Below are 19,745 nucleotides of genomic sequence, written 5' to 3' on the forward strand. Positions count from 1 at the left end.
CCTGTACCGGCACTTTCGCGGGTGAACCCGCTCCCACAGGTACCGCACAGCATTTGAAATCTGTGCGATCTCTGTGGGAGCGGGTTCACCCGCGAATAGGCCGGTACTGACAGCGCTACAGTTTCAGTTCACCCGGGGTCGCCCCGAACAACTGCTTGAAGGCCGCAATGTAAGCCGAAGTCGAATCATACCCACAGCCCAACGCCGCCTCGGTCACACTCTCCCCCGCCTCCAGCAACGCCAGCGACGACAGCAGCCGCATCCGCTGGCGCCAATTACGAAAACTCAACCCCGTCTCACGCTGGAACAGCCGCATCAAGGTCTTTTCCGAACACCCCAACTGCACCGCCCACTGCTGCAAGGTCTGCACCTGGTCCGGCTCGGCAATCAGGCCATTGCACAACGCCAACAACCCCGGATGGCGCGGCAGCGGCAGCGAGAACCCCACCTCGGGCAAGGTGCGCAACTGATCGAGCAAGACGGCGACCAATCGCCCCTCGACGCTGTCACCTTCAGTGTATTCAGCCGGCAACAGGCAGAACTGCTTGATCAGCTCCCGTGCCAATGGCGTCACCTCCAGCACCCGGCATTGCGCCGGCGCCCACAGGCACACATCACGGCGGATATACAGACTGCGCATTTCAGCCTGCCCGGAGGTCACCACTTCATGCTCGGCATCGGCCGGTATCCATACGCCCCACTGCGGTGGGGCGAAGTAGCTGCCATCGTCGGTATACACCCCCAATACACCGCTGATAGCGTAGGAAAACTGCACCCAGTCGTGGCTATGGCGAGTTGTCCAGGAACCGGCGCCGAGGCTTTCGGCGCGGGCATAAAGGGGCCGGGGCAACTGGTCCAGGGCAGGAATGGCACGGGGATGTCCGATCGTCGGCATAGCGGATTCTTGTAGTTCTGAGCAGACAAGCCTAACAGCTGAGGCGTGATCAGGTCAGGTACGATCCCTGTGGGAGCGGCCTTGCGTCGCGAAAGGGGCGCGAAGCGGCCCCGGATTTCAGAGCTGCAGCAAATATTGCCGGGGCCGCGCTGCGGCCCTTTCGCGACGCAAGGCCGCTCCCACAGGGTCCGGCTTCAGCGCTCGAGGATCACCGTCACGCCTTGCCCACCCGCTGCGCAGATGGATATCAGGCCACGCCCTTTTCCGGCCTTGGCCAGCAACTTCGCCAGGTTGGCCAATATTCGCCCTCCTGTAGCCGCGAACGGGTGACCGGCCGCCAGCGAGCTGCCCTTGACGTTGAGCTTGCTGCGGTCGATCGCTCCCAATGGCGCCTCCAGGCCGAGTCGTTCGCGGCAATAGTCGGCGTCCTCCCAGGCCTTGAGCGTGCACAGCACCTGCGCCGCGAAGGCTTCGTGGATTTCGTAATAGTCGAAGTCCTGCAAGGTCAGGCCATTGCGCGCCAGCAGCCGTGGCACCGCGTACACGGGGGCCATCAGCAAGCCTTCGTTCCCGGTGACGAAATCAACCGCAGCGGTTTCGCCGTCGACCAGGTAAGCCAGCACCGGCAAGCCCTGCTGCTGCGCCCATTGTTCGCTGCCAAGCAGCACCATCGATGCACCATCGGTCAACGGCGTGGAGTTGCCCGGCGTCAATGTGCCCTGGCCGCTGCGGTCGAATGACGGCTTGAGCCCGGCCAACTGCTCCAAGGTCAGGTCTGCACGCAGATTGTTGTCACGGGTCAGGCCCAGAAACGGCGTCAGCAGGTCATTCTGCCAGCCCTCGCTGTACGCGGCGGCCAGTTGCTGATGGCTGTGCAAGGCCAGCGCGTCCTGCTCGGCGCGGCCAATCGCCCAGGTTTGCGCCATGCGTTCACAATGCTCGCCCATCGACAACCCGGTGCGGGGCTCGCCATTGCGCGGCAGTTCGGGTTTCAAGTGGCGGGGGCGCAATTGCAGGAACGGCTTGAGCCTCTCACCCAGCGTCTTGCCGCGGTTGGCCTGCAAGAGGATCCGCCGCAGCCCCTCGTTGACGCCGATGGGCGCATCGGACGTGGTGTCCACACCACCGGCGATAGCACAGTCGATCTGCCCGAGGGCAATCTTGTTGGCCACCAGCAGCGCCGTTTCCAGGCCTGTGCCACAGGCCTGCTGGATGTCGTAGGCCGGCGTCTGTGGCGACAGCCGCGAACCCAGCACGCATTCGCGGGTCAGGCTCATGTCCCGCGAATGCTTGAGCACTGCCCCGGCCACTACCTCGCCCAGGCGCAACCCGTGCAGGCGATAACGCTCGATCAAGCCTTCCAGGGCTGCGGTCAGCATCGCCTGGTTGCTGGCGTTGGCGTAGGCACCGTTCGAGCGGGCGAAGGGGATACGGTTGCCGCCCAGGATCGCGACCCGGCGAGTTGAACGCATGCGTTTGTTCCTCCTGAAACCATTCGATCCGTACAGCCTAGGTGTTTTTACCGCAGTCGAACGACCTTGCCACAAAGTTGGTCCACACTTGCAAGCTTGCCTTCAGGGAGACCCGCACATGAGCGACCGCTATCTCGGCTTTGCCAACTCCAATCTCGGCCGCCGCCTCGTCGATGCGCTTGGCCTGCCGCGCCCCGCGCCGCTGGAGCGCTGGCAGGCAGGCCGCCTGCGCCCGGTGGAAGGGGCGTTGGTGCTGGGTGGCGGGCCACTGGCGAACCAGGTCGAGGCCATAGCGCCACGCCTGACCGATGCGCTGTACAGCTTCAATGGCGACGGCCTGCAGGCCCCCGCCTGGGTCGCGGGTCTGGGGCCGAAGCTCAAGGCCGTGGTATTCGATGCCAGTCATCTGTCCGACAGCGACCAGCTGAAGCAGTTGCGCGAATTCTTCCAGCCCTTGCTACGCAGCCTCGCACCTTGTGCCCACGTGGTGATCCTTGGGCGTGCACCGGAATCCCTCGACGAACCGCTGGCAAGTGTCGCCCAGCGTGCCCTGGAGGGCTTCAGCCGCTCGCTGGCCAAAGAGCTGCGCAATGGCGCTACCGCGCAGTTGTTGTATGTGGCAACCGGCGCGGATGCTCAGCTCGAAGGCGCCTTGCGCTTCTTCCTGTCACCCAAGAGTGCCTTTGTTTCTGGCCAAGTCCTGCGCCTGCAGGCCTGTGCCACTCAGGTCGAAGACTGGACCCGCCCGCTTGGTGGGCGTCGCGCCCTGATCACAGGCGCCGCGCGCGGCATCGGCGCCGCCATCGCCGAGACCTTGGCGCGCGATGGTGCCGAGGTCATGCTGCTTGATGTGCCACAAGCCCAGCAGGAACTCGATGCCCTCGCCGCCCGCCTGGGTGGCAAGGCCCTGGGCCTGGACATCTGCGCCAGCGATGCCCCGGCCAGGCTGCTCGAAGCACTGCCCGACGGTATCGATATCGTTGTGCACAATGCCGGCATCACACGAGACAAGACGCTGGCCAACATGACCCCTGAATACTGGGACGCGGTGCTGGCGGTCAACCTCAAGGCCCCGCAGCTGCTGACTCAGGCCCTGCATGACGGTGGCGCACTGAGCGACAACGCACGCATTACCCTGCTGGCGTCGGTCAGCGGTATTGCCGGCAACCGTGGCCAGGCCAACTATGCGGCCAGCAAAGCCGGGCTGATCGGCTTTGCCGAAGCCTGGGCGGCGAAGCTCGCAGAGCGCGGTGGCAGCATCAATGCCGTAGCGCCCGGCTTCATCGAGACGCACATGACCGCAGCCATGCCTATCGGCCTGCGCGAAGCCGGGCGACGCCTGAGCTCACTCGGCCAGGGCGGGCGCCCGCAAGATGTCGCCGAAGCCATTGCCTGGCTCAGCCAGCCGGGCTCCGGTGCGGTCAACGGCCAGGTGCTGCGCGTCTGCGGCCAGGCCTTGATGGGGGCCTGAACATGAACCGCCAATGGCAAGACCTGCACAGCCCGGATTCACGTGTCAGCCTGTACCTGCGTGCCGCCAGCAAACGCAAGATCAGCGGCGATACCCTGCCTGCCGTCGGCCTGCGCAGCTTCCTCCGCGTGCAGCCCGACAACCTGGCGGCCTACCGCCGACTCTGCCACTTCACCGACGATGGCCGCTTGCCTGGCACTTACCCGCACGTGATGGCCTTCACCCTGCAACTGCAGCTGCTGACCGGCCACGACTTCCCCTTCCCGTTGCTCGGGCTGGTTCACCTGCACAACCGCATCGACGTACTCCGCCCGCTGGGGGGCATCGACGGTCTGCACTTTGCGGTGTATGCCGGAAATCTGCAGGCACATGCCAAGGGCGGCACCTTCGACCTGGTCACCGAGGCCGAGGATGGCCTTGGCCTGCTCTGGCGCGAGACCAGCCGCATGCTGGTACGTGGCCTGAAGCTGCAAGGCCAGCAGGACGATACCGGGGAGAACGTGCCCGGCGCCTTGGCCGAAGTCACCCGCTGGTACGCCGACGGTGATATCGGCAGGCGCTACGCCAAGGTCTGTGGCGACTACAACCCGATCCACCTGAGCGCCGCCAGCGCACGCCTGTTCGGCTTCCCCAAGGCCATCGCCCACGGCATGTGGAGCAATGCCATGGCGTTGGCAGCCTTGCGTACACACATGCCGAACAGTGGCTACCGCTTCGAAGTGGATTTCCGCAAGCCGGTGCGTTTGCCATCGGAAGTCGTCCTCAGTGCCAGCGAAGCGGGGCCTGCCGGCGAGCTGCGACTGGACGGGCATGGTGAATTGCTGCACATGGCCGGGCGCTGGGCCGTGCTCTAGCGCCCTGTCAGCACTTGCTTTGCATCGGGCCTGCGCAGAAGCTATGCAGCATTAGGAGACCCCCGATGAACCTGCACGAACTCACCGAACGCCTGCACCAGATCCGCGACAACAACGAGTGGCGCGGCTTCCACAGCCCGAAGAACCTGGCCATGGCCGCCAGCGTCGAAATGGCCGAGCTGGTGGAAATCTTCCAGTGGCTGAGCGAAGACCAATCGCGCCAGCTGCCCACCGATCAGCTGGCCCACGCCGGCCAGGAAATCGGCGATGTGGTCCTTTACCTGTTGCTGCTGTGCAGCGAGCTGGGCCTGGACATGGAGCAGGTGGTGCGGGCCAAGCTGGCCGACAGCGAGAGGCGTTTCGCGCGATGAACGACCGTCACTTCGATGAACTGGCAACCCGCTTCGCCGAGAAGATCTACGGCGGCGCCAAGGGCGCGATCCGCCTGGCGGTGCTCCAGGCCGACCTGGCCGATGCCCTGCCCGACCGGCCGCTGCGGGTGCTCGATATTGGCGCCGGCCTGGGCCACATGGCCTTGTGGCTGGCCCAGCGCGGGCACGACGTAACATTGGCCGAACCCGCCGCACCGATGCTCGAGGGCGCCCAGGCGCGTTTCGCAGAAGCGGGCCAATCCGCTACGTTCATTCAGGCACCGTGGCAAGACCTGCTGGGCCAGCTCACCGAGCCGTATGACCTGGTGCTGTGCCACGCCGTGCTGGAATGGCTGGCCGAACCGCAAAGCATCTTGCCGGTGCTGCATCAGCTGACCGCCCCAGGTGGCTGGCTGTCGCTGGCGTTCTACAACCGCGACGCGCTGGTCTACCGCAACTTGCTCAAGGGCCATTTCCGCAAGCTGCGCAGCAACCGCCTGGAAGGTGAAAAGCAGAGCCTGACCCCGCAGAAACCGCTTGATCCACGGGAACTCAAGGCGCAACTTGAAGTGATGTGGGAAGTCGAAAGCGAGAGTGGCGTACGCGTTTTCCACGACTACATGCCCAAGGAGTTCCAGGACAAGGCCGAGCTGCTCGACCTGCTGGAAATGGAACTGGCCCACCGGCGTCACCCAAGCTTCGCCGGGCTCGGCCGTTACCTGCACTGGATGTGCCGTCCCCGCTGATTGTGCCCCTCCGGGAGGGAAACATGCCGTACCGTTCGTTGTGCCTGGCTTTGCTGCCGCTCACCCTGGCCGCCTGCCAGGCCAGCAACCCCTACGTGGCCAGCAGCCGGCCATTGCCGCCGGCCCCTGCGCAAGCGGCCAATACCTTCGACGCCAGTGCCTACCCGGCAGCGCCGCGCGATTACGGGCGCTACCGCAGCTGGAGCTGGCGCGGCGGTCAGTTGCCAGGCGGCAATGCCGATGCCGACCCGGCACAAATTGCCGACGCCGTCAGCGGCGCCCTTGACCAACATGGCCTGCGCCCTGCCCGGGGCGCCACCGGTGACTTGCTGGTGAGCGCCGACATGCGCCTGGAACGGCGCCTGCGCCAGGTGCGTGACTATGACTATTACGACCCCTATTACGGCCCCTCTCCCTACGGTGGTGTCGGCTTCGGCGGCTATCGCAACGGATACGGCGCCTACGGCAGCGTGCCGATCGTACGCACCTACGAAGTGGAGGTGATGGTGGTGCGCATCGACCTGTTCGATGCCCGCGATGGTCAGCCGGTATGGAGTGCCAGCGCTGAAAGCGGCAGCGACAGAAGCTCGCCGCGCGATCGTGAAACCGCCTTGCGCGAATCGGTTCACAAGGCGCTGAGCGGCTATCCTCCCAGTTAGTGCTTAACGGAGAACCATCATGTTGCACCGCCTCGTTCTACTGTCATTCGCGCTGTTGCTCGCCGCCTGCTCGAGTAACAACGTCCAGCAGGATTTCGACGCCAGCCGCGATTTTGCCGCCTATCGCAGTTGGGCATGGCAGGAGCCGGGCCTGCAATATCGCCCGGATGATCCGCGCATCAAAAGCGACCTGACCGAGCAACGCATCCGTGCGGCAGTCGCCGACCAGCTTGACCAGCGCGGCCTGCGCCCCGTCCAGGGCAATACCAAAGCGGATGTCACGATCCGCTCCTACCTGATCGTCGAACAACGCCAGCAACAGATCACCACCAACTATGGCGGTGCCTGGGGCGGATACTGGAACGGTTACTGGGGCGGGCCGATGTACAACGAAACCCGCAGCGTCGACTACAAGGTGGCCACCATCCAGGTCGACATGTTCGATGGCCGGGACGGCAAGCTGGTCTGGCGCGGCAGTGCCGAGCAGATCATGAACAACTATCCGCCAAGCCCGGAAGAGCGCAACAGTGCAATCCAGAAGACCGTTGCCCAGGTGCTCGGCAATTACCCACCGGGCCGGGTGAAGTAGCCCTGTCCCACTACGGAAACGGCCAGATTGTGATCCCAGGCCGTTTCCGCGCCGACCTTTTTGCCGCCCTTTCCTGCCCGTTCGTCAGATCGCGTCTACCCTGAGTAGGAAACCTGTCTGACCGGATAGAAGTGTTCAACGAATGGAAAAGGCGGCCTGCCGATGCAAAGCATTGTCCTCCTGATGTGGCTTGCCTTGTGCACTGAACAAGATATTCGCGAACGCCAAATTGCCAATGTGCTGACCCTGGGGGCCGCCACTGGCGCCCTGGTCTGGCTGTTCGCCACGGGCCACAGCTGGATCGGCGCCGATGCCAGCGATGCCGGCTGGGCCCTTGCCATCGTCATGCTGCTGACGCTGCCAGGCTACATGCTGGGCCGCTTCGGTGCCGACGACGTCAAGTTGATGGGTGCACTGGCCCTGGCCACCAGCCCGCAATATGTACTCGGCACCTTCATCGGTGCTGGCGTCAGTGTAATGCTGTGGCTGCTTGCCCGCAGGCGCCTGTGGACGCTGCTCAACCCCAAAGTGAAGAAGCGCCTGGCCACCCTTACCGAAGAAATGGGCGACAAACAAGCCTTCGTCCCGTACGTATTGGCGGGCTTTCTGCTGACGGCCGTATGGATCCAATGATCATTTCTGTTGTCCGATCACTTGTACGTAACTTGTACAGAATCGCGAGGAGCGTCTATTTTTAAGCTGCCAGAGCGTCTGGCCCGGGAGCAGGGCCGCTTACGAACAGGGAGTTGATCGTGAACAAGCCATTGAGTGACGTGAAAGTCATGGTCGTAGATGACCAGCCACTGATCGTCGAACAGTTATGTGAATTTCTCGAAAGCAGGGGCCACCACTGTGCCGGGGCCCACTCCACCGACGAAGCCATCGAACGTTTCGTAGCTGATCAAGGCATTGGCCTGGTGCTGTGCGACCTGCACATGCCCGGACGCGATGGCATCGAGCTGGTTCGCGCGCTGAAGGACATTGCCGGGCACCAGCGCATGTTCGAAGCGATCATGCTCACCGGGCGGGCCAACAAGCAGGACGTGATCCGTGCGCTGCGCGAAGGTTTCGCCGATTACTACCAGAAGCCCATGGACCTCGACGAGCTGCTCGAAGGCGTGCGCCGGCAGGAGCAGGTGCTGCTGGAGCGCAAGGCCAACCTGCAGGACCTGGGCAACCTCAACCAGCGCCTTCAGGACCTGGCCGGCTCGATCGACGAACTTTATCAGGACCTGGAGAAGGCCCGCGGCCAGGGCGTCCACCGCCGTGCGACCGATGTTGTCGAAGAGGTTGAAGGCGAGCTGCCTGCAGCGTTCGAAAAACTCTCCCCACGGCAACTGGAAGTGGCCCGGCTGGTGAGCAAGGGCAAGACCAACTACCAGATTGCCTGTGAACTGGGCATCACCGAAAACACCGTGAAGTTGTACGTGTCGCAGGTGTTGCGCCTGACCCACATGCACAACCGCACACAGCTGGCGTTGGCGTTGACGCCGAGTTCCTCACCCGTGCATCAGCGGTTTACCACGCACTGAATACGCACTGTCACACCCAGAACGCAATTTACATGCGCGACGCGACCTCTGTGGGAGCGGGCTGTCACTCCAGCGAATAGCTGAAGGTCATCACCCAGCGCGGCGCTCGATTCATGCTGTCGAGCGCCACATCCGCCAGCGGCTTGGCCACCTCCAGAGCCACATTGCCGTATCGTCCATCCCCAAGCCGCACCCCCAATGCGACCGAACGCATCCTGGCATCCTCGAATGGCCCACTGTTGTACCAGGTCTGTGCGGCATCCAGCAGCGCATAGGGCTGCACCAGCCTGACCCGACCCGCACCAGGCTGGATGCTGTAGTTCAGCTCGTAGGCCACGCCCCAGCCCTTGTCCCCTGCGGCCTGGTCCTGTGGGTAGCCATGGCCGAAGTGCTGCCCGCCGAATACCGCTCGCTCACTGTCGGGCAGCCGGTCATCCGTCCAGTACAAGGCGCCCGACAACACGCCCTGCCAGCGCTGGAACAGCTGGTCGCTCTGCAACCCGGCCACGCGAAAGCGCAGGAAGTCCATGTCGTAGTCGGCATCGCTGCGAGCGCCCAGATAATCCAGCCCCTGATACACCCCGGCGCTGACCAGGCGTAGCCGCCCGCTCTGTACCTTGCGCCAATCGCCTTCGAACGACAGTGCGCGCACGTAGGTATCGTTGCGCCCGAGGCCAGCAGAGCCATCTTCATTGTGCTCACTGACCGAATACACATGCCCTGAAACCGCCAGCCATTCATCCGGCGTGACGACAACCGGCTGGCCAAGCCCGATCGCGTAGCGCTCGCTTTCAATCCGCTGGTAAAACGGTGAACCCTGCTTCAAAGGCACAGGCGTGCGCGGTTCGCTGCGGTAGCGAGCGGCCGAAAGCAGCAGTTGGCTGCCTTGTGCATCCAGATGCTGACTGTAATCGAGGCGCTGATAATGGCTATGGTCATCCCCTGGCGGCAGCAGCACGCTGGCCGTCAACTGTTCGGCCCAGCGGGTCTGGGCATTGCTGGTCACCTTGAATAGCCCCTGCAGGCCATCGCGGCTGCCATCGCCGAGGGTGACAGCCGCATCGAAGGGCTTGCGCAAGGCATTGACCGTAAGCCGCGTGTCTTCATCACTTGGCTCGACCTGGCTCAGATCGGCCTGCAGCGTCACGCCGGGGATACGCTGGGCAAGGCCGATGAACCGCTCGAGCGTCGCCCGGGTCAGCGGGCGTTCCGCCTGCAGGCGCTCCAGCAGCTGGTCGAGGTAAGCGCCAGCGGGCCCGATATCCCCTTCGCGATGAACGTCGTGGATATACCCTTCGACCAACACGACATGCACACGACCATCGGCAAAGTCCTGGTCAGGCAGGTAGGCCCGGGAAAGCAGGTAGCCGTCACGCTGGTAGCGCCGGGTGAGGCGTGCGGTGAACTGTTGCAGCTCGCCGACACTCACCTCGCGGCCGAGCAAAGGCTGGTAGTGCTCGCGCAACTCGCTCAATGGGTAGACCGTACCGCCCTCGAAGCGCACCTTGTGCAGCACGAAGCGCGTTCGCAAGGGCAGTGTATCGGGAGCCGCCGCGGGTGGCCTCAACTGCAGGCTCTGGGCAAGTGGCCGATAAGCCCCGATCGGCAGATTCGCGCTGGGCAGGCGGCGTTCGTATTCATGGCCATCGAGAAACGCTGGCAAGGGCCCGGCGATCACCAGGCTGGCCCAGGGCGACAGCCACAGGGGCATCAGCAGAAGACGCATAGGACGCTCCACAATCCCTTGGGCACCGGGGCGTCGGCCGGCCTCACCCGTCACCTGCAAGCGTAGGTGTTGCCCCGGTAAACGTCGAACGCCTACTCGTTGACCTGAAACGCCACCCGCGCCGTTTCGCCGCTTTCGTCCAGGGCACTGAGCTCGAACTGCCCGACCTGTTCGAAGCGCACCAGCACGCTTTCCTGCCCCTCGCTTTCACCTAGCGGCTGACCATTGAGGAACCACCAGCGGCGCCCACCGCCACCAAGGGCAGACACACGCAACTGCAAGGGTTCGCTACTGGTGGCCGGGCGCCGCAGGTTGTCGCCGGGGCGCACGCCGACGATGGAAAGCGGCGGCGCACTGGCCGGTACCTGTGGCGGGCAGCTCGGGTCCACCGCCGGCAGCCGCGCTGAACGCCGTTCGACCCGTGGCAACCAAGGCTCCAGCGGTGCTGGCCACAAAGCGATTTCGCGCGCTTTGGCACCGGGGCAGCTTCCGTCCACGCGCAGGCCCCGGGCATTGACCCAGATACTTTCGCGCAACCCCAGCCCAAGCGGCTGATCGGCAGCCTGCAGGGTCGGCGGCGTCGTGCCGTCGAGGGTCCAGGCAAAGCGCTGACGCCGGCAGTTCGGGTCCTGTCGGTTCATGGGCTGGCCCAGCGGCCAGCAGATGGCCGCCACGCCGACGCTTTCGGGCACGCGCTCCACCGGTACGCGGATGCCCCGCTGGCTGTCGCGGTTGCTCAGCACGTCATGCACCTGCAGCATCAGCGGGGCCGCCGAAGCCAGGCCGAACTGCCCGGGTACCGGCGTGCCATCGGGGCGACCGATCCACACGCCGATCAGGTAGCGCGGCCCTACGCCGATCGACCAGGCATCGCGAAAGCCATAGCTGGTGCCGGTCTTCCAGGCCAGCTGCGGGCGCTGCACCAGTTCGGCATGCGGGTCGCGGTCGGGCCGTGCCTGGCCACTGAGGATGCGCCGGATGATCCAGGCCGCGCCCGGCGACATCAGCCGCCGCTCCAGCAGCGGGTCCTGAGGTTGCAGGCGAACCTGGGCGCTGTTGCCGCCCCGGGCCAAGGCCGCATAACCGCCCACCAGGTCCTCCAGACGGCTACCGGCACCGCCCAGAATCAATGCCAGGTTGGGTTCGGCAAGTGGCGGCAGCGCCAGTGGCACGCCGGCCATGCGCAACTGCGCGGCAAAACGCTTGGGCCCATAGGCCTCGAGCAATTGCACCGCCGGCAGGTTGAGCGACAGCGCCAGCGCCGAACTGGCGGACACCGGGCCGCTGAAACCCATGGAGAAATTACCGGGGCGATAGTCGCCGTAGCGCCGCGGCACATCCTGCAGCAGTGATTCGGAGTGGATCAGGCCGTCATCCAGGGCCAGGCCGTAAAGGAACGGCTTGAGCGTCGAGCCTGGCGAGCGCAGTGAACGGACCATGTCGACATGGCCAAAGCGACGCGCGTCACTCAAGTCGACCGAGCCAAGGTAGGCGCGCACGGCCATGCTCTGCGCCTCGACCACCAGGATCGCCGCCGAGGTGCGTTCCGGCAGGCGCGCACGCCACCCCAGCAGCAAGTCTTCGAGGCGCCGTTGCAGCGAGGCGTCGAGGGTGGTGCGGATCAATGTCGGACTGTCAGGGGTGTTCAGCCGACGCGCCAGCAGGGGTGCCAGCGCCGGTTCCTGACGCGGAGCCAGCAACAGCGGCTCTTCGGCAGCCTCCTTGAGTTGTTGCGCCGGCCATACCCGATATTCGCCCAGTCGCTGCAGCACCTTGTCGCGCGCACGCTGGGCACGTGCCGGATGGCGGTCTGGGCGCAAGCGGCTCGGTGCCTGTGGCAATACCGCCAGCAGGGCAGCCTCGGCGGGTGTCAGGTGTTGCGGCGACTTGCCCAGATAAGCCCAGCTGGCGGCGGCAACGCCCTGCAAGGTACCGCCGAACGGGGCACGGTTCAGGTAGATCTGCAGGATCTCGCGCTTGGACAGGTGCCATTCCAGCTGCGCCGTACGCCACAGCTGCTTCAGCTTGCCGGCCAGAGTGCGGTCGTGCGGGTCCAGCAGGCGCGCTACCTGCATCGAAAGCGTGCTGCCGCCAGACACCACCCGCCCGCCGCGCAGGTTGAGCCAGGCTGCGCGCGCCAGCGCCAGCGGGTTGACCCCCGGGTGGCGGTAGAACCAGCGGTCCTCGTAGGTCAGCAGGGCCTGCAGGTACAGTGGCGAAACCTCTTCCGGGTTTACCGGGTAGCGCCATACGCCATCGGCATCGGCAAAGCGCCACAGCGGCGTGCCGTCCTCGGCCAGCACCACCCGCGCCAGGTCATTGCCCGGCATCGGCAATGGCCAGATGCGGTCGGCCAGCCATAGCAGCCCGAGCAGCAACAGCACACCGATCACGCCAGCGCGCACAACCCTTCCCGCTCGGGTGCGCGGCCGGGCTAAGCTTGGCATCGGGAACCGACCTGGCCAGGTGATGGCCAAAGGCTTGGGAACGGCAAACGTGCCGATTCGTTCATCAGGAAGCAACTATGCATGTAGAAGGTTTTTTCGAGTGGCTTGGTCAGGCACTGGGGTCGTTGATCCGCTTCATCGTCGACGCCTTGAGCGGCCTGTTCAACCTGCTGGCCAACGCCGGGGGCAATTTCATCGATGGCCTGGCACGCACACTGGGCATGGACACCTCGCTGGTCAGCATCCTTGCCCTGATCATCGGGCTGGTGCTGCTGTACTCGGCAATCCGCGCCTTCATGCGCGCCTCGATCATCCTCGGGATCATCTGGCTGGTGCTTGGTCTCTGGGTGATGAGCTGGGTCATTCACTGAAGTAGCTGGGTTGCTTTTCTGTGGGAGCGGCCTTGCGTCGCGAAAGGGGTGCGAAGCGCCCCCAGATCTCAGCAAGGCAGATGAAATTGCCGGGGCTGCTATGCAGCCCTTTCGCGACACAAGGCCGCTCCCACAAAGTCCGCATCAGCCTTCAACGCGACTTGACTGTCATCTCGCCCTGCCCATCCCCCACCGCCTGCAAGTTCGGCCGGTACATCGACTCTACCTGCGGCGGCGGCACCCGGTAGGTGCCCGGCGTTACCGCACGCGCCAGGTACAACAGGTGCGTGGTGCCATAGCCGTCGAGCTTGAGGGCTGCCACGTAACGGTCATCACGGTATTCCTGGTGCACCACGCTGGCGTTCTGCATCGACTCGCGCCACTGCTTCACCGCGCTGCTGGCGTTGTCCAGGCTGGCGGCGCTCTGGGCCAGGTTCTGGTTCTCCAGCTCCAGGCCCGCCGGCAGCAGGTCGACCACCAGGGCATCGGGCACGCGATCGGTGGCCTTGAGTGCCAGGTGCACCAGTACCAGGTCGCCGCTACGCAGGTTGTGCAGGTCTAGCGTCTGACCGTTCATGTCCAGGTACTCGCGGCGGATTTCCATGCCATTGCCACCCGCAGCAGGCGCCTGACGTGGATAACCCGACAGGGTCAATTGCTGGTAGAGCGTTTCACTGCCTTCGTTCTGCACGCTCAGCGGCGAGGCCAGCAACGGCCCTTCGAGCTTCATGCCTGCTTGGGCATTGTTGAACTCACGCACCTCACCGGCACTGTCCAGGCGCGCCTTCCACGGTGCTTCCGGCTTGCCCAGCAGGCCACGGCCTGCCAGATACAAAGCGTTGCGCTCCTGGGTCGACAACCAGCGGTTGGCCGCCAGCTCATCCGACAGGGCGAACAAGCGCTGATCGACCTGGCTGCTGGCCAGTTTGCTCTCCTGCAGCAGCGCCAGGATCAGCGCCTGGTCGCGCAAGCTGCTGCCATAGTCGGCCATCCAGCCCTTGCTGCGGCTGATGCCCAGCCCTGCTTGCAGCGCCTGCTCGGCGCGCGGCTTGTCGCCCATGGCGTCCAGCGCCACCGCCAGTTGCACCAGCGGCAGGCCGGAGCGGGCATCGGCGCGGCGCTCGAACAGGCTGCGCAGGGCGCCCAGCGGTGCCTGCTGGCTGCGCGAGAGCACCAGCGCGGCGTAGGCTTGCACGGCAAAGCGGGTGTGCTCGGCATTTTCGCTGTAGTCGACTTCGATCAGGTTGCGCTCCTGCAGGTAGCGCAGCAAGCGCTCATTGGCCTTCTTCAAGGCTTCGGCCGGCACGCCGTAACCCTGGTCGCGGGCACGCAGCAGGAAGTCGGTGACATAGGCGGTCAGCCAGTACTCCTCTTCGCTGTCCGAGCTCCACAGGCCGAAGCTGCCGTTGTAGCGCTGCATGCCCAGCAGGTGCTCGATGCCCATCTCGATCTTGCGCTTGCGCACCTCGGCCGGTTCACCCTTGATGCCCAGGCGCTCGAGGCTTTCGGTATCGGCGTACAACGATGGGTACAGGCCGCTGGTGGTCTGCTCCAGGCAGCCGTACGGGTAGGCTTCGAGGGCGCGGATCTGTTCGGCCAGGTTCAGCGGTGGGCGGCTCGACAGCGCCAGGCTGGCTTCCAGGCCAGCCGGTTCGAAGGTCGCCAGATCAGCTTCCGGCAACGTCCATGGCTGGTCCTTGAGCGCCACGCGGTAGTGCTTGAGCATTGCCGGGTAAGCCGGACGAACGCCCAGGGTCCACTCGCGCTCGAAGGTTGTTGCCGGCTCGCCAGGCAATTGCAGGCCATTGACCCGTACATGCACCTTGCCCTGCCCCAGGCCACCGAGGGCCTGCACCGGGATCAGAAGGGTACTGCGCTGGCCTTCGGCCAGGGCGACGTTCTGCTGGGCATTTGCGGCCAGGCTCAGCTGGCCATCGGTAGTGACCTCGACGCTCAGTTGCTGGGCACGCCCCGACAGGTTGGCCAGGTCAAGCGCCAGGCTGGTGCGGTCGCCACCGGCCAGGAAGCGCGGCGCCGATAGCTCGGCGATCAGCGGCGCGGCCACCACCGTCTTGCCCTCGGCCATGCCGAAATGCTCGTCGGTCCAGGCCTGGGCCATCAGCCGCAACTCGCCATTGAAGTCGGGAATATCGACGGTCGCCTCCCCTTCACCCTGATCATTCAGGGTCACCGGCAGGCTTTGCCGGGCTACGATGGTCACCGTGGTGTTGGGGCGCTTGCCACCCTTGGCCATCGCCGCGTCACCGCCGAAGGCCAGGCTTGCCAGGCGGCCCTGGCCGGCTTCGATCAGCTGGCCGTAGATATCCAGCTGGTCAGCGCCATAGGCCTTGCGGCCGAACAGGCTGGCGAACGGATCGGGGGTCTTGAAGTCGGTGATGTTGAGGATGCCCACATCGACTGCTGACAGTAGCACATGCACCTGCTTCGGCACGCTGCCGTCGGCATTGGCGGCTTTGATCTTCACCGTCAGCGGCTGTTTGGGCCGCATCTTGTCCGGCGCCTGCAGGCTGAGCGCGAGCTTGCGCTCGGCACGTGCCAGCGGCAGGTGCAGCACACCGACGGCGCGCTTGGGCGTGGCATTGGCCTTGCGCTCTCCCGGGCGGATCACCAGCGCGCTGATGTACAGGTCGTGGCGCGCCCACTGTTTGTCCAGCTGCACATCGAAGGTCTTGCCCTCGGCGGGCACCTCGATTTCCTGCCACCACAGCGGGCCATCGCTGGACTCGATCATCAGGTAGCCGCTGCCGGCCGCTGGCGGGGTGACGGTGACCTTGGCGGTGGCGCCATCGGCATAGGCCGGCTGGTCCAGCGCCAGCTTCACCTGGTCTGGTCGCACCGCGCCGCCTTCGGCGTTGTCCTGGGCGCGGTAACCGGCCCAGAAGCGCTCGCTGGAAACCAACCCGGTCTCGGGGTCCTCCACCTCGACGCGATACGGCCCCCATTCCACCTGGAAGCTCATCTTGGCGGTGGAGCCGGCCTTGACGGTCAGGGTCTCCTCGCTCTGGGTGAGGAATTTCTCGTTGTAGTTGTAGCTCCAGCCATCGCTCTGCGAGTAGTTCCAGTAGTAGTCACGGCGCTCGCGGATCAGGCGCACTTTCAGGTCGTTGGCAGCGAGCTTGTTACCCGCGCGGTCGGCCACGAGGAATTCGAATTCCACCGGGCCATCGCTGTCGGTTTCCTCGCCGTCGAACAGGCCGCGCAGGCCAGGCAGGCGCTCGGCTGGCCAGATCGGTTGCTCCAGCCGGCGGGTGATCGGCCGGCCACCGGACTCCTGCAGGCTGGCCTGAACGGTCAACTGCAATGGCGAACGTGCTTCGGCCCAGCGGCTCTCGATATCGACCACCGCCTTGCCGGCCTGGTCGAGGGTTACCTCGTCGAGTTCCAGGTCCTGGGTCAGCTCGGTCTCGGTGACCGAGCCGAACTGGTAGCCTGGCAATGCCGGTACCGCTTCACGCAGCGGGCGCACATAGGCCTGGCCGCTCAGGCGGTTGCCGGCAGCCGGAGCACCGTAGAGGTAGCGGCCATTGACCTGGATACGTGCACTTTCCTCAGGTGACAGCGGCGTGTCGCTACCCTTGAGTTCAAGAGCCAGGCGCTCGGGAAGGAAGTCTTCGACGAGGAATTCGTAGACCTGCTTGCGGCCGCCACCGAGGTCGAGCAGCAATTGCCAGCGGCCGGTCGGGGCTTCCGTGGCCAGTTGCAGTTGATACTGGTACAAGCCATTGGCGTCTGCCTCCCAGACGAACTTGCGGCTGACCTGCTCATCCGGGCGACGCACTTCCACACTGACCGGCTGGGCCTTGACCGGCTTGCCATCCTGATCGCGCAGCAAGCCGTTGAGCAGCACCGTTTCACCCGGGCGGTAGAGGTCGCGCGGGCCGAAAATGAAGAACTGCAACGGGTTGGCCTGGGGGCCGGTGATGTCGAACTCGGCCAGGTCCAGGGCTGCGGTGTTCAGGCGCAGCAGGGTGGTGTGCACGCCCTGGGTGGCGATCAGGGTGTCGGCCTTGGCCGTGATCGGCAGCTGGGCATGGCCGGCGCCATCGGTCTTGGCCTGGGCCAGCAACTTGCCCTTTTCGTCATGCAGCTCGAGGTTGACGTCCTTCAGTGCCTTGCCTCCCTCCAGGGCCTGGGCGAACACGTCCAGGCGGTCACGGTAGCGGTGGGCGGACACGCCAATGTCACTGAGGGTGAACAATGTCGCCGGCTGCGAGTAATCATAGGTACCCGAGGCACGCATCACTGCCAGGTACACACCTGGCGCCTGCAACGGTTTGATACCGGCAATCGGCAGCAGCACGGTCTCACGGGTGTTGCGTGCCGGATTGAGGTCGAAACGGCCGCTGTAGACCAGCTCGGCCATGTCCAGGGTTTCCTTGGACTGGTAGTAGTACAGGCTGCTGTTGCGGCCCCAGCTGGCGAGGAAGGTCGAGAGCATTTCTGGCTTGACCCGGAAAAATTCGACATCGACCTTGGCAACGTTCAGTGCGATCACCGGCAGCCCTTCGGCCAGGCGCGTAGGCAGCAAAGAACCGCGGCTGGCGAAGCCGACCGTGGCTTGCATGTCGCGGGTTTCCAGGCGGCTTACCGATTCGCTGGCGAGCGTGTTGCCATTGACGGCCAGCAGGCCCTTGTCGACGGTCAGCACCAGTTTGCGCTGCGGTTCCAGATGGCGCAGGCGCAACTCCATCTGGTTGTCGGAGAGTTCCCAGGCGCCGTCGACCTTGCCTTTGACGGTATCCACCAGGTGCAGCTTGGCGGCGAAGTTCTGGTTGGCGTCCAGCGGTGCCGAGAAACTGAGCGACAGGGTGCTGGCGCCGTCGAGCTGCACTTCCGAGACGTCCAGCACGCTGAGCTCTCGCCCCTCGTAGCGCTTGGCGAGGACGGCAGGGTCCTCGCGCTTGGCCGCAGGGGCCTCCGGTGCAGCGCTCGCGGCTGGTTTTTCGGCAGGCGCGGGGTTGTCCGGCGTCGAGGAATCACAGGCACTGAGCAAGGCCAGCGCGCAGGCCAGCAACAATCCTTTGTTGAACATGGAGTGGGAACTCTTTGGCAGCGTGTACGTGAGGGCAGCAACTATAGCGCAATGACGCGGGCTGGTTGCCTGGCCGTTACAATGTGGCCAGCTGAAACACGAGGGGCGCAAAACGGCCCTATCTGCACAGGAATTTCAATGTCGCAACTGACCACCGACTGGCAGCACCGCCCCACCCACCGCAAGGTCTGGGCGCTGGCAGCACCAATGATCCTCTCCAACATCTCGGTACCGCTGGTGGCGCTTGTCGACAGCACCGTGATCGGCCACCTGCCCCACGCCCACCAACTCGGCGCAGTGGCCGTGGGCGCCACGCTGTTCACCTTCATGGTCGGCCTGATGGGCTTCCTGCGCATGGGCTCCACCGGCTTCGCCGCCCAGGCCGCGGGGCGTGCCGACGGCGCAGCGCTGCGCCAGGTGCTGGTGCTGGGCCTGCTGCTTGCGGCAGCCTTTGCCCTGCTGATCGGCCTGCTCGCCCTGCCCTTCAGCCAGCTGGCACTGCACGCCATGCAACCGAGCGAGGCGTTGCAGCAATCTACCGAAGACTTCTTCCACACCCGGTTGCTGGGCCTGCCGGCGGCGCTGGCCAGCTACGCGCTGGTCGGCTGGTTCCTCGGCACCCAGAACGCACGGGCGCCGTTGGCGATCCTGCTGACCACCAACCTGCTGAACATCGCCCTCAACGTGTGGTTCGTGCTGGGCCTGAACTGGGGCGTGCTGGGTTCGGCCCGTGCCTCGGTGATCGCCGAATGGAGCGCTGCCCTGCTCGGCCTGGCCCTGACCCGCCCGGCCCTGCGCGCCTACCCCGGGCAGATCGCCTGGGCGGCACTCAGGCGCTGGCAGGCCTGGCGGCCATTGCTGGCGGTGAACCGCGACATCTTCCTGCGCAGCCTGGCGCTGCAGCTGGTGTTCCTGCTGATTACCGTGCAGGGCGCTCGCCTGGGCGAGGCGACGGTGGCGGCCAATGCCCTGCTGCTCAACGGGCTGCTGCTCACCGCCTACGCCCTCGATGGCCTGGCACATGCCGTGGAGGCGCTGTGCGGACATGCCATCGGGGCGCGCGACCGAGATACCTTGCGCCGCTCGCTGGTGGTGGCCTGCGGTTGGTCATTGATCACCAGCCTGGGGTTTGCCGGTTTGTTCCTTCTGGGCGGGCACCTGTTCATCGACCTGCAGACCGATATCGAAAGCGTGCGGGCAGCGGCTTATCCATACCTGCCGTATCTGGCACTGCTGCCGTTGATTGCAGTGTGGAGCTACTTGCTCGACGGGCTGTTCATCGGCGCCACCCGGGCGCGGGAGATGCGCAATGCGATGCTGCTGTCAGTGCTGATTGCGCTGCCTTTGGGGGTGGTCATGAGCGGGTTTGGCAACCATGGGTTGTGGCTGGCCTTTCTTGGGTTCATGGCGTTGCGGGCGGTGACGTTGGGGTGGGTTGGGTGGAGGTTGCAGGAAAGAGGGCGCTGGATTCAGTGACGCCGGGGCCGCTTCGCGGCCCTTTCGCGACGCAAGGCCGCTCCTACAGGAAATTGTGCTCTCTTGTAGGAGCGGCCTTGTGT

15 protein-coding genes are annotated in these 19,745 nt (G+C 65.0%); 10 read left to right on the forward strand and 5 right to left on the reverse strand.

Going from position 1 to position 19,745, the window contains the following annotated elements; genetic code table 11:
- Window positions 1–115: 115 nt before the first annotated feature.
- Window positions 116–895: an AraC family transcriptional regulator gene (locus tag ACIPW4_RS07970; protein ID WP_400656494.1), complete on the reverse strand. Its 780-nt coding sequence runs from the start codon at window positions 893–895 to the stop codon at window positions 116–118.
- A 194-nt stretch (window positions 896–1,089) separates the two neighbouring features.
- A complete protein-coding gene (locus ACIPW4_RS07975) occupies window positions 1,090–2,367 on the reverse strand; it encodes an acetyl-CoA C-acetyltransferase (protein WP_400656496.1) in 1,278 nt (425 codons plus the stop codon).
- 118 nt (window positions 2,368–2,485) lie between these two features.
- On the opposite strand from ACIPW4_RS07975, the gene ACIPW4_RS07980 reads away from it, so the two are divergent.
- The 8 genes from ACIPW4_RS07980 to ACIPW4_RS08015 all read left to right on the forward strand — a co-directional run bounded on the left by ACIPW4_RS07980 (window position 2,486) and on the right by ACIPW4_RS08015 (window position 8,589).
- A complete protein-coding gene (locus ACIPW4_RS07980) occupies window positions 2,486–3,838 on the forward strand; it encodes a 3-oxoacyl-ACP reductase (RefSeq protein WP_400656498.1) in 1,353 nt (450 codons plus the stop codon).
- 2 nt (window positions 3,839–3,840) lie between these two features.
- Window positions 3,841–4,692, forward strand: a complete 852-nt coding sequence (locus tag ACIPW4_RS07985) for a MaoC family dehydratase (protein WP_400656499.1) — start codon at window positions 3,841–3,843, stop codon at window positions 4,690–4,692.
- Window positions 4,693–4,757: 65 nt separating this feature from the next.
- Window positions 4,758–5,063 (forward strand): MazG-like family protein, encoded by a 306-nt coding sequence (locus tag ACIPW4_RS07990; protein WP_400656501.1) that lies wholly within the window; start codon window positions 4,758–4,760, stop codon window positions 5,061–5,063.
- Window positions 5,060–5,809 (forward strand): methyltransferase domain-containing protein, encoded by a 750-nt coding sequence (locus tag ACIPW4_RS07995; RefSeq protein WP_400656502.1) that lies wholly within the window; start codon window positions 5,060–5,062, stop codon window positions 5,807–5,809. The genes ACIPW4_RS07990 and ACIPW4_RS07995 overlap by 4 nt, the downstream gene beginning before the upstream one ends.
- A gap of 23 nt (window positions 5,810–5,832) precedes the next feature.
- Window positions 5,833–6,468 (forward strand): DUF4136 domain-containing protein, encoded by a 636-nt coding sequence (locus tag ACIPW4_RS08000; RefSeq protein WP_400656504.1) that lies wholly within the window; start codon window positions 5,833–5,835, stop codon window positions 6,466–6,468.
- Between the two features lie 19 nt (window positions 6,469–6,487).
- Complete coding sequence (locus ACIPW4_RS08005; RefSeq protein ID WP_400656506.1) at window positions 6,488–7,057, forward strand: DUF4136 domain-containing protein; 570 nt, start codon at window positions 6,488–6,490, stop codon at window positions 7,055–7,057.
- Between the two features lie 162 nt (window positions 7,058–7,219).
- The gene (locus tag ACIPW4_RS08010) at window positions 7,220–7,690 is read left to right on the forward strand and encodes an A24 family peptidase (protein WP_400656508.1); all 471 of its coding nucleotides are present in this window, start codon (window positions 7,220–7,222) and stop codon (window positions 7,688–7,690) included.
- A gap of 149 nt (window positions 7,691–7,839) precedes the next feature.
- Entirely contained in the window at window positions 7,840–8,589 is a 750-nt protein-coding gene (locus ACIPW4_RS08015; protein ID WP_400657226.1) for a response regulator transcription factor, read from the forward strand.
- 64 nt (window positions 8,590–8,653) lie between these two features.
- Here the strand turns inward: ACIPW4_RS08015 and ACIPW4_RS08020 are convergent, their stop codons facing one another.
- Together ACIPW4_RS08020 and pbpC are read right to left on the reverse strand one after the other, a co-directional pair.
- Window positions 8,654–10,315 carry a ShlB/FhaC/HecB family hemolysin secretion/activation protein gene (locus ACIPW4_RS08020; protein ID WP_400656510.1) on the reverse strand — a complete coding sequence of 554 codons (1,662 nt, stop codon included), beginning with the start codon at window positions 10,313–10,315 and terminating at the stop codon, window positions 8,654–8,656.
- Between the two features lie 92 nt (window positions 10,316–10,407).
- A complete protein-coding gene (gene pbpC / locus ACIPW4_RS08025; protein ID WP_400656512.1) occupies window positions 10,408–12,762 on the reverse strand; it encodes a peptidoglycan glycosyltransferase PbpC in 2,355 nt (784 codons plus the stop codon).
- 77 nt (window positions 12,763–12,839) lie between these two features.
- Here pbpC and ACIPW4_RS08030 point away from each other — a divergent pair, with 77 nt between their 5' ends.
- Window positions 12,840–13,133, forward strand: coding sequence for a hypothetical protein (locus tag ACIPW4_RS08030; protein ID WP_400656513.1), 294 nt, complete (start codon window positions 12,840–12,842; stop codon window positions 13,131–13,133).
- Window positions 13,134–13,284: 151 nt separating this feature from the next.
- Here ACIPW4_RS08030 and ACIPW4_RS08035 read toward each other — a convergent pair whose 3' ends face one another.
- On the reverse strand, window positions 13,285–18,186 hold the full coding sequence (locus tag ACIPW4_RS08035; protein WP_400656515.1) for an alpha-2-macroglobulin family protein: 4,902 nt from the start codon (window positions 18,184–18,186) through the stop codon (window positions 13,285–13,287).
- Between the two features lie 138 nt (window positions 18,187–18,324).
- On the opposite strand from ACIPW4_RS08035, the gene ACIPW4_RS08040 reads away from it, so the two are divergent.
- Complete coding sequence (locus ACIPW4_RS08040; RefSeq protein ID WP_400656517.1) at window positions 18,325–19,662, forward strand: MATE family efflux transporter; 1,338 nt, start codon at window positions 18,325–18,327, stop codon at window positions 19,660–19,662.
- Window positions 19,663–19,745: the final 83 nt, after the last annotated feature.

Origin of the sequence: Pseudomonas sp. NPDC089996, from assembly GCF_044748405.1 — a bacterium.
GTDB lineage: Bacteria > Pseudomonadota > Gammaproteobacteria > Pseudomonadales > Pseudomonadaceae > Aquipseudomonas.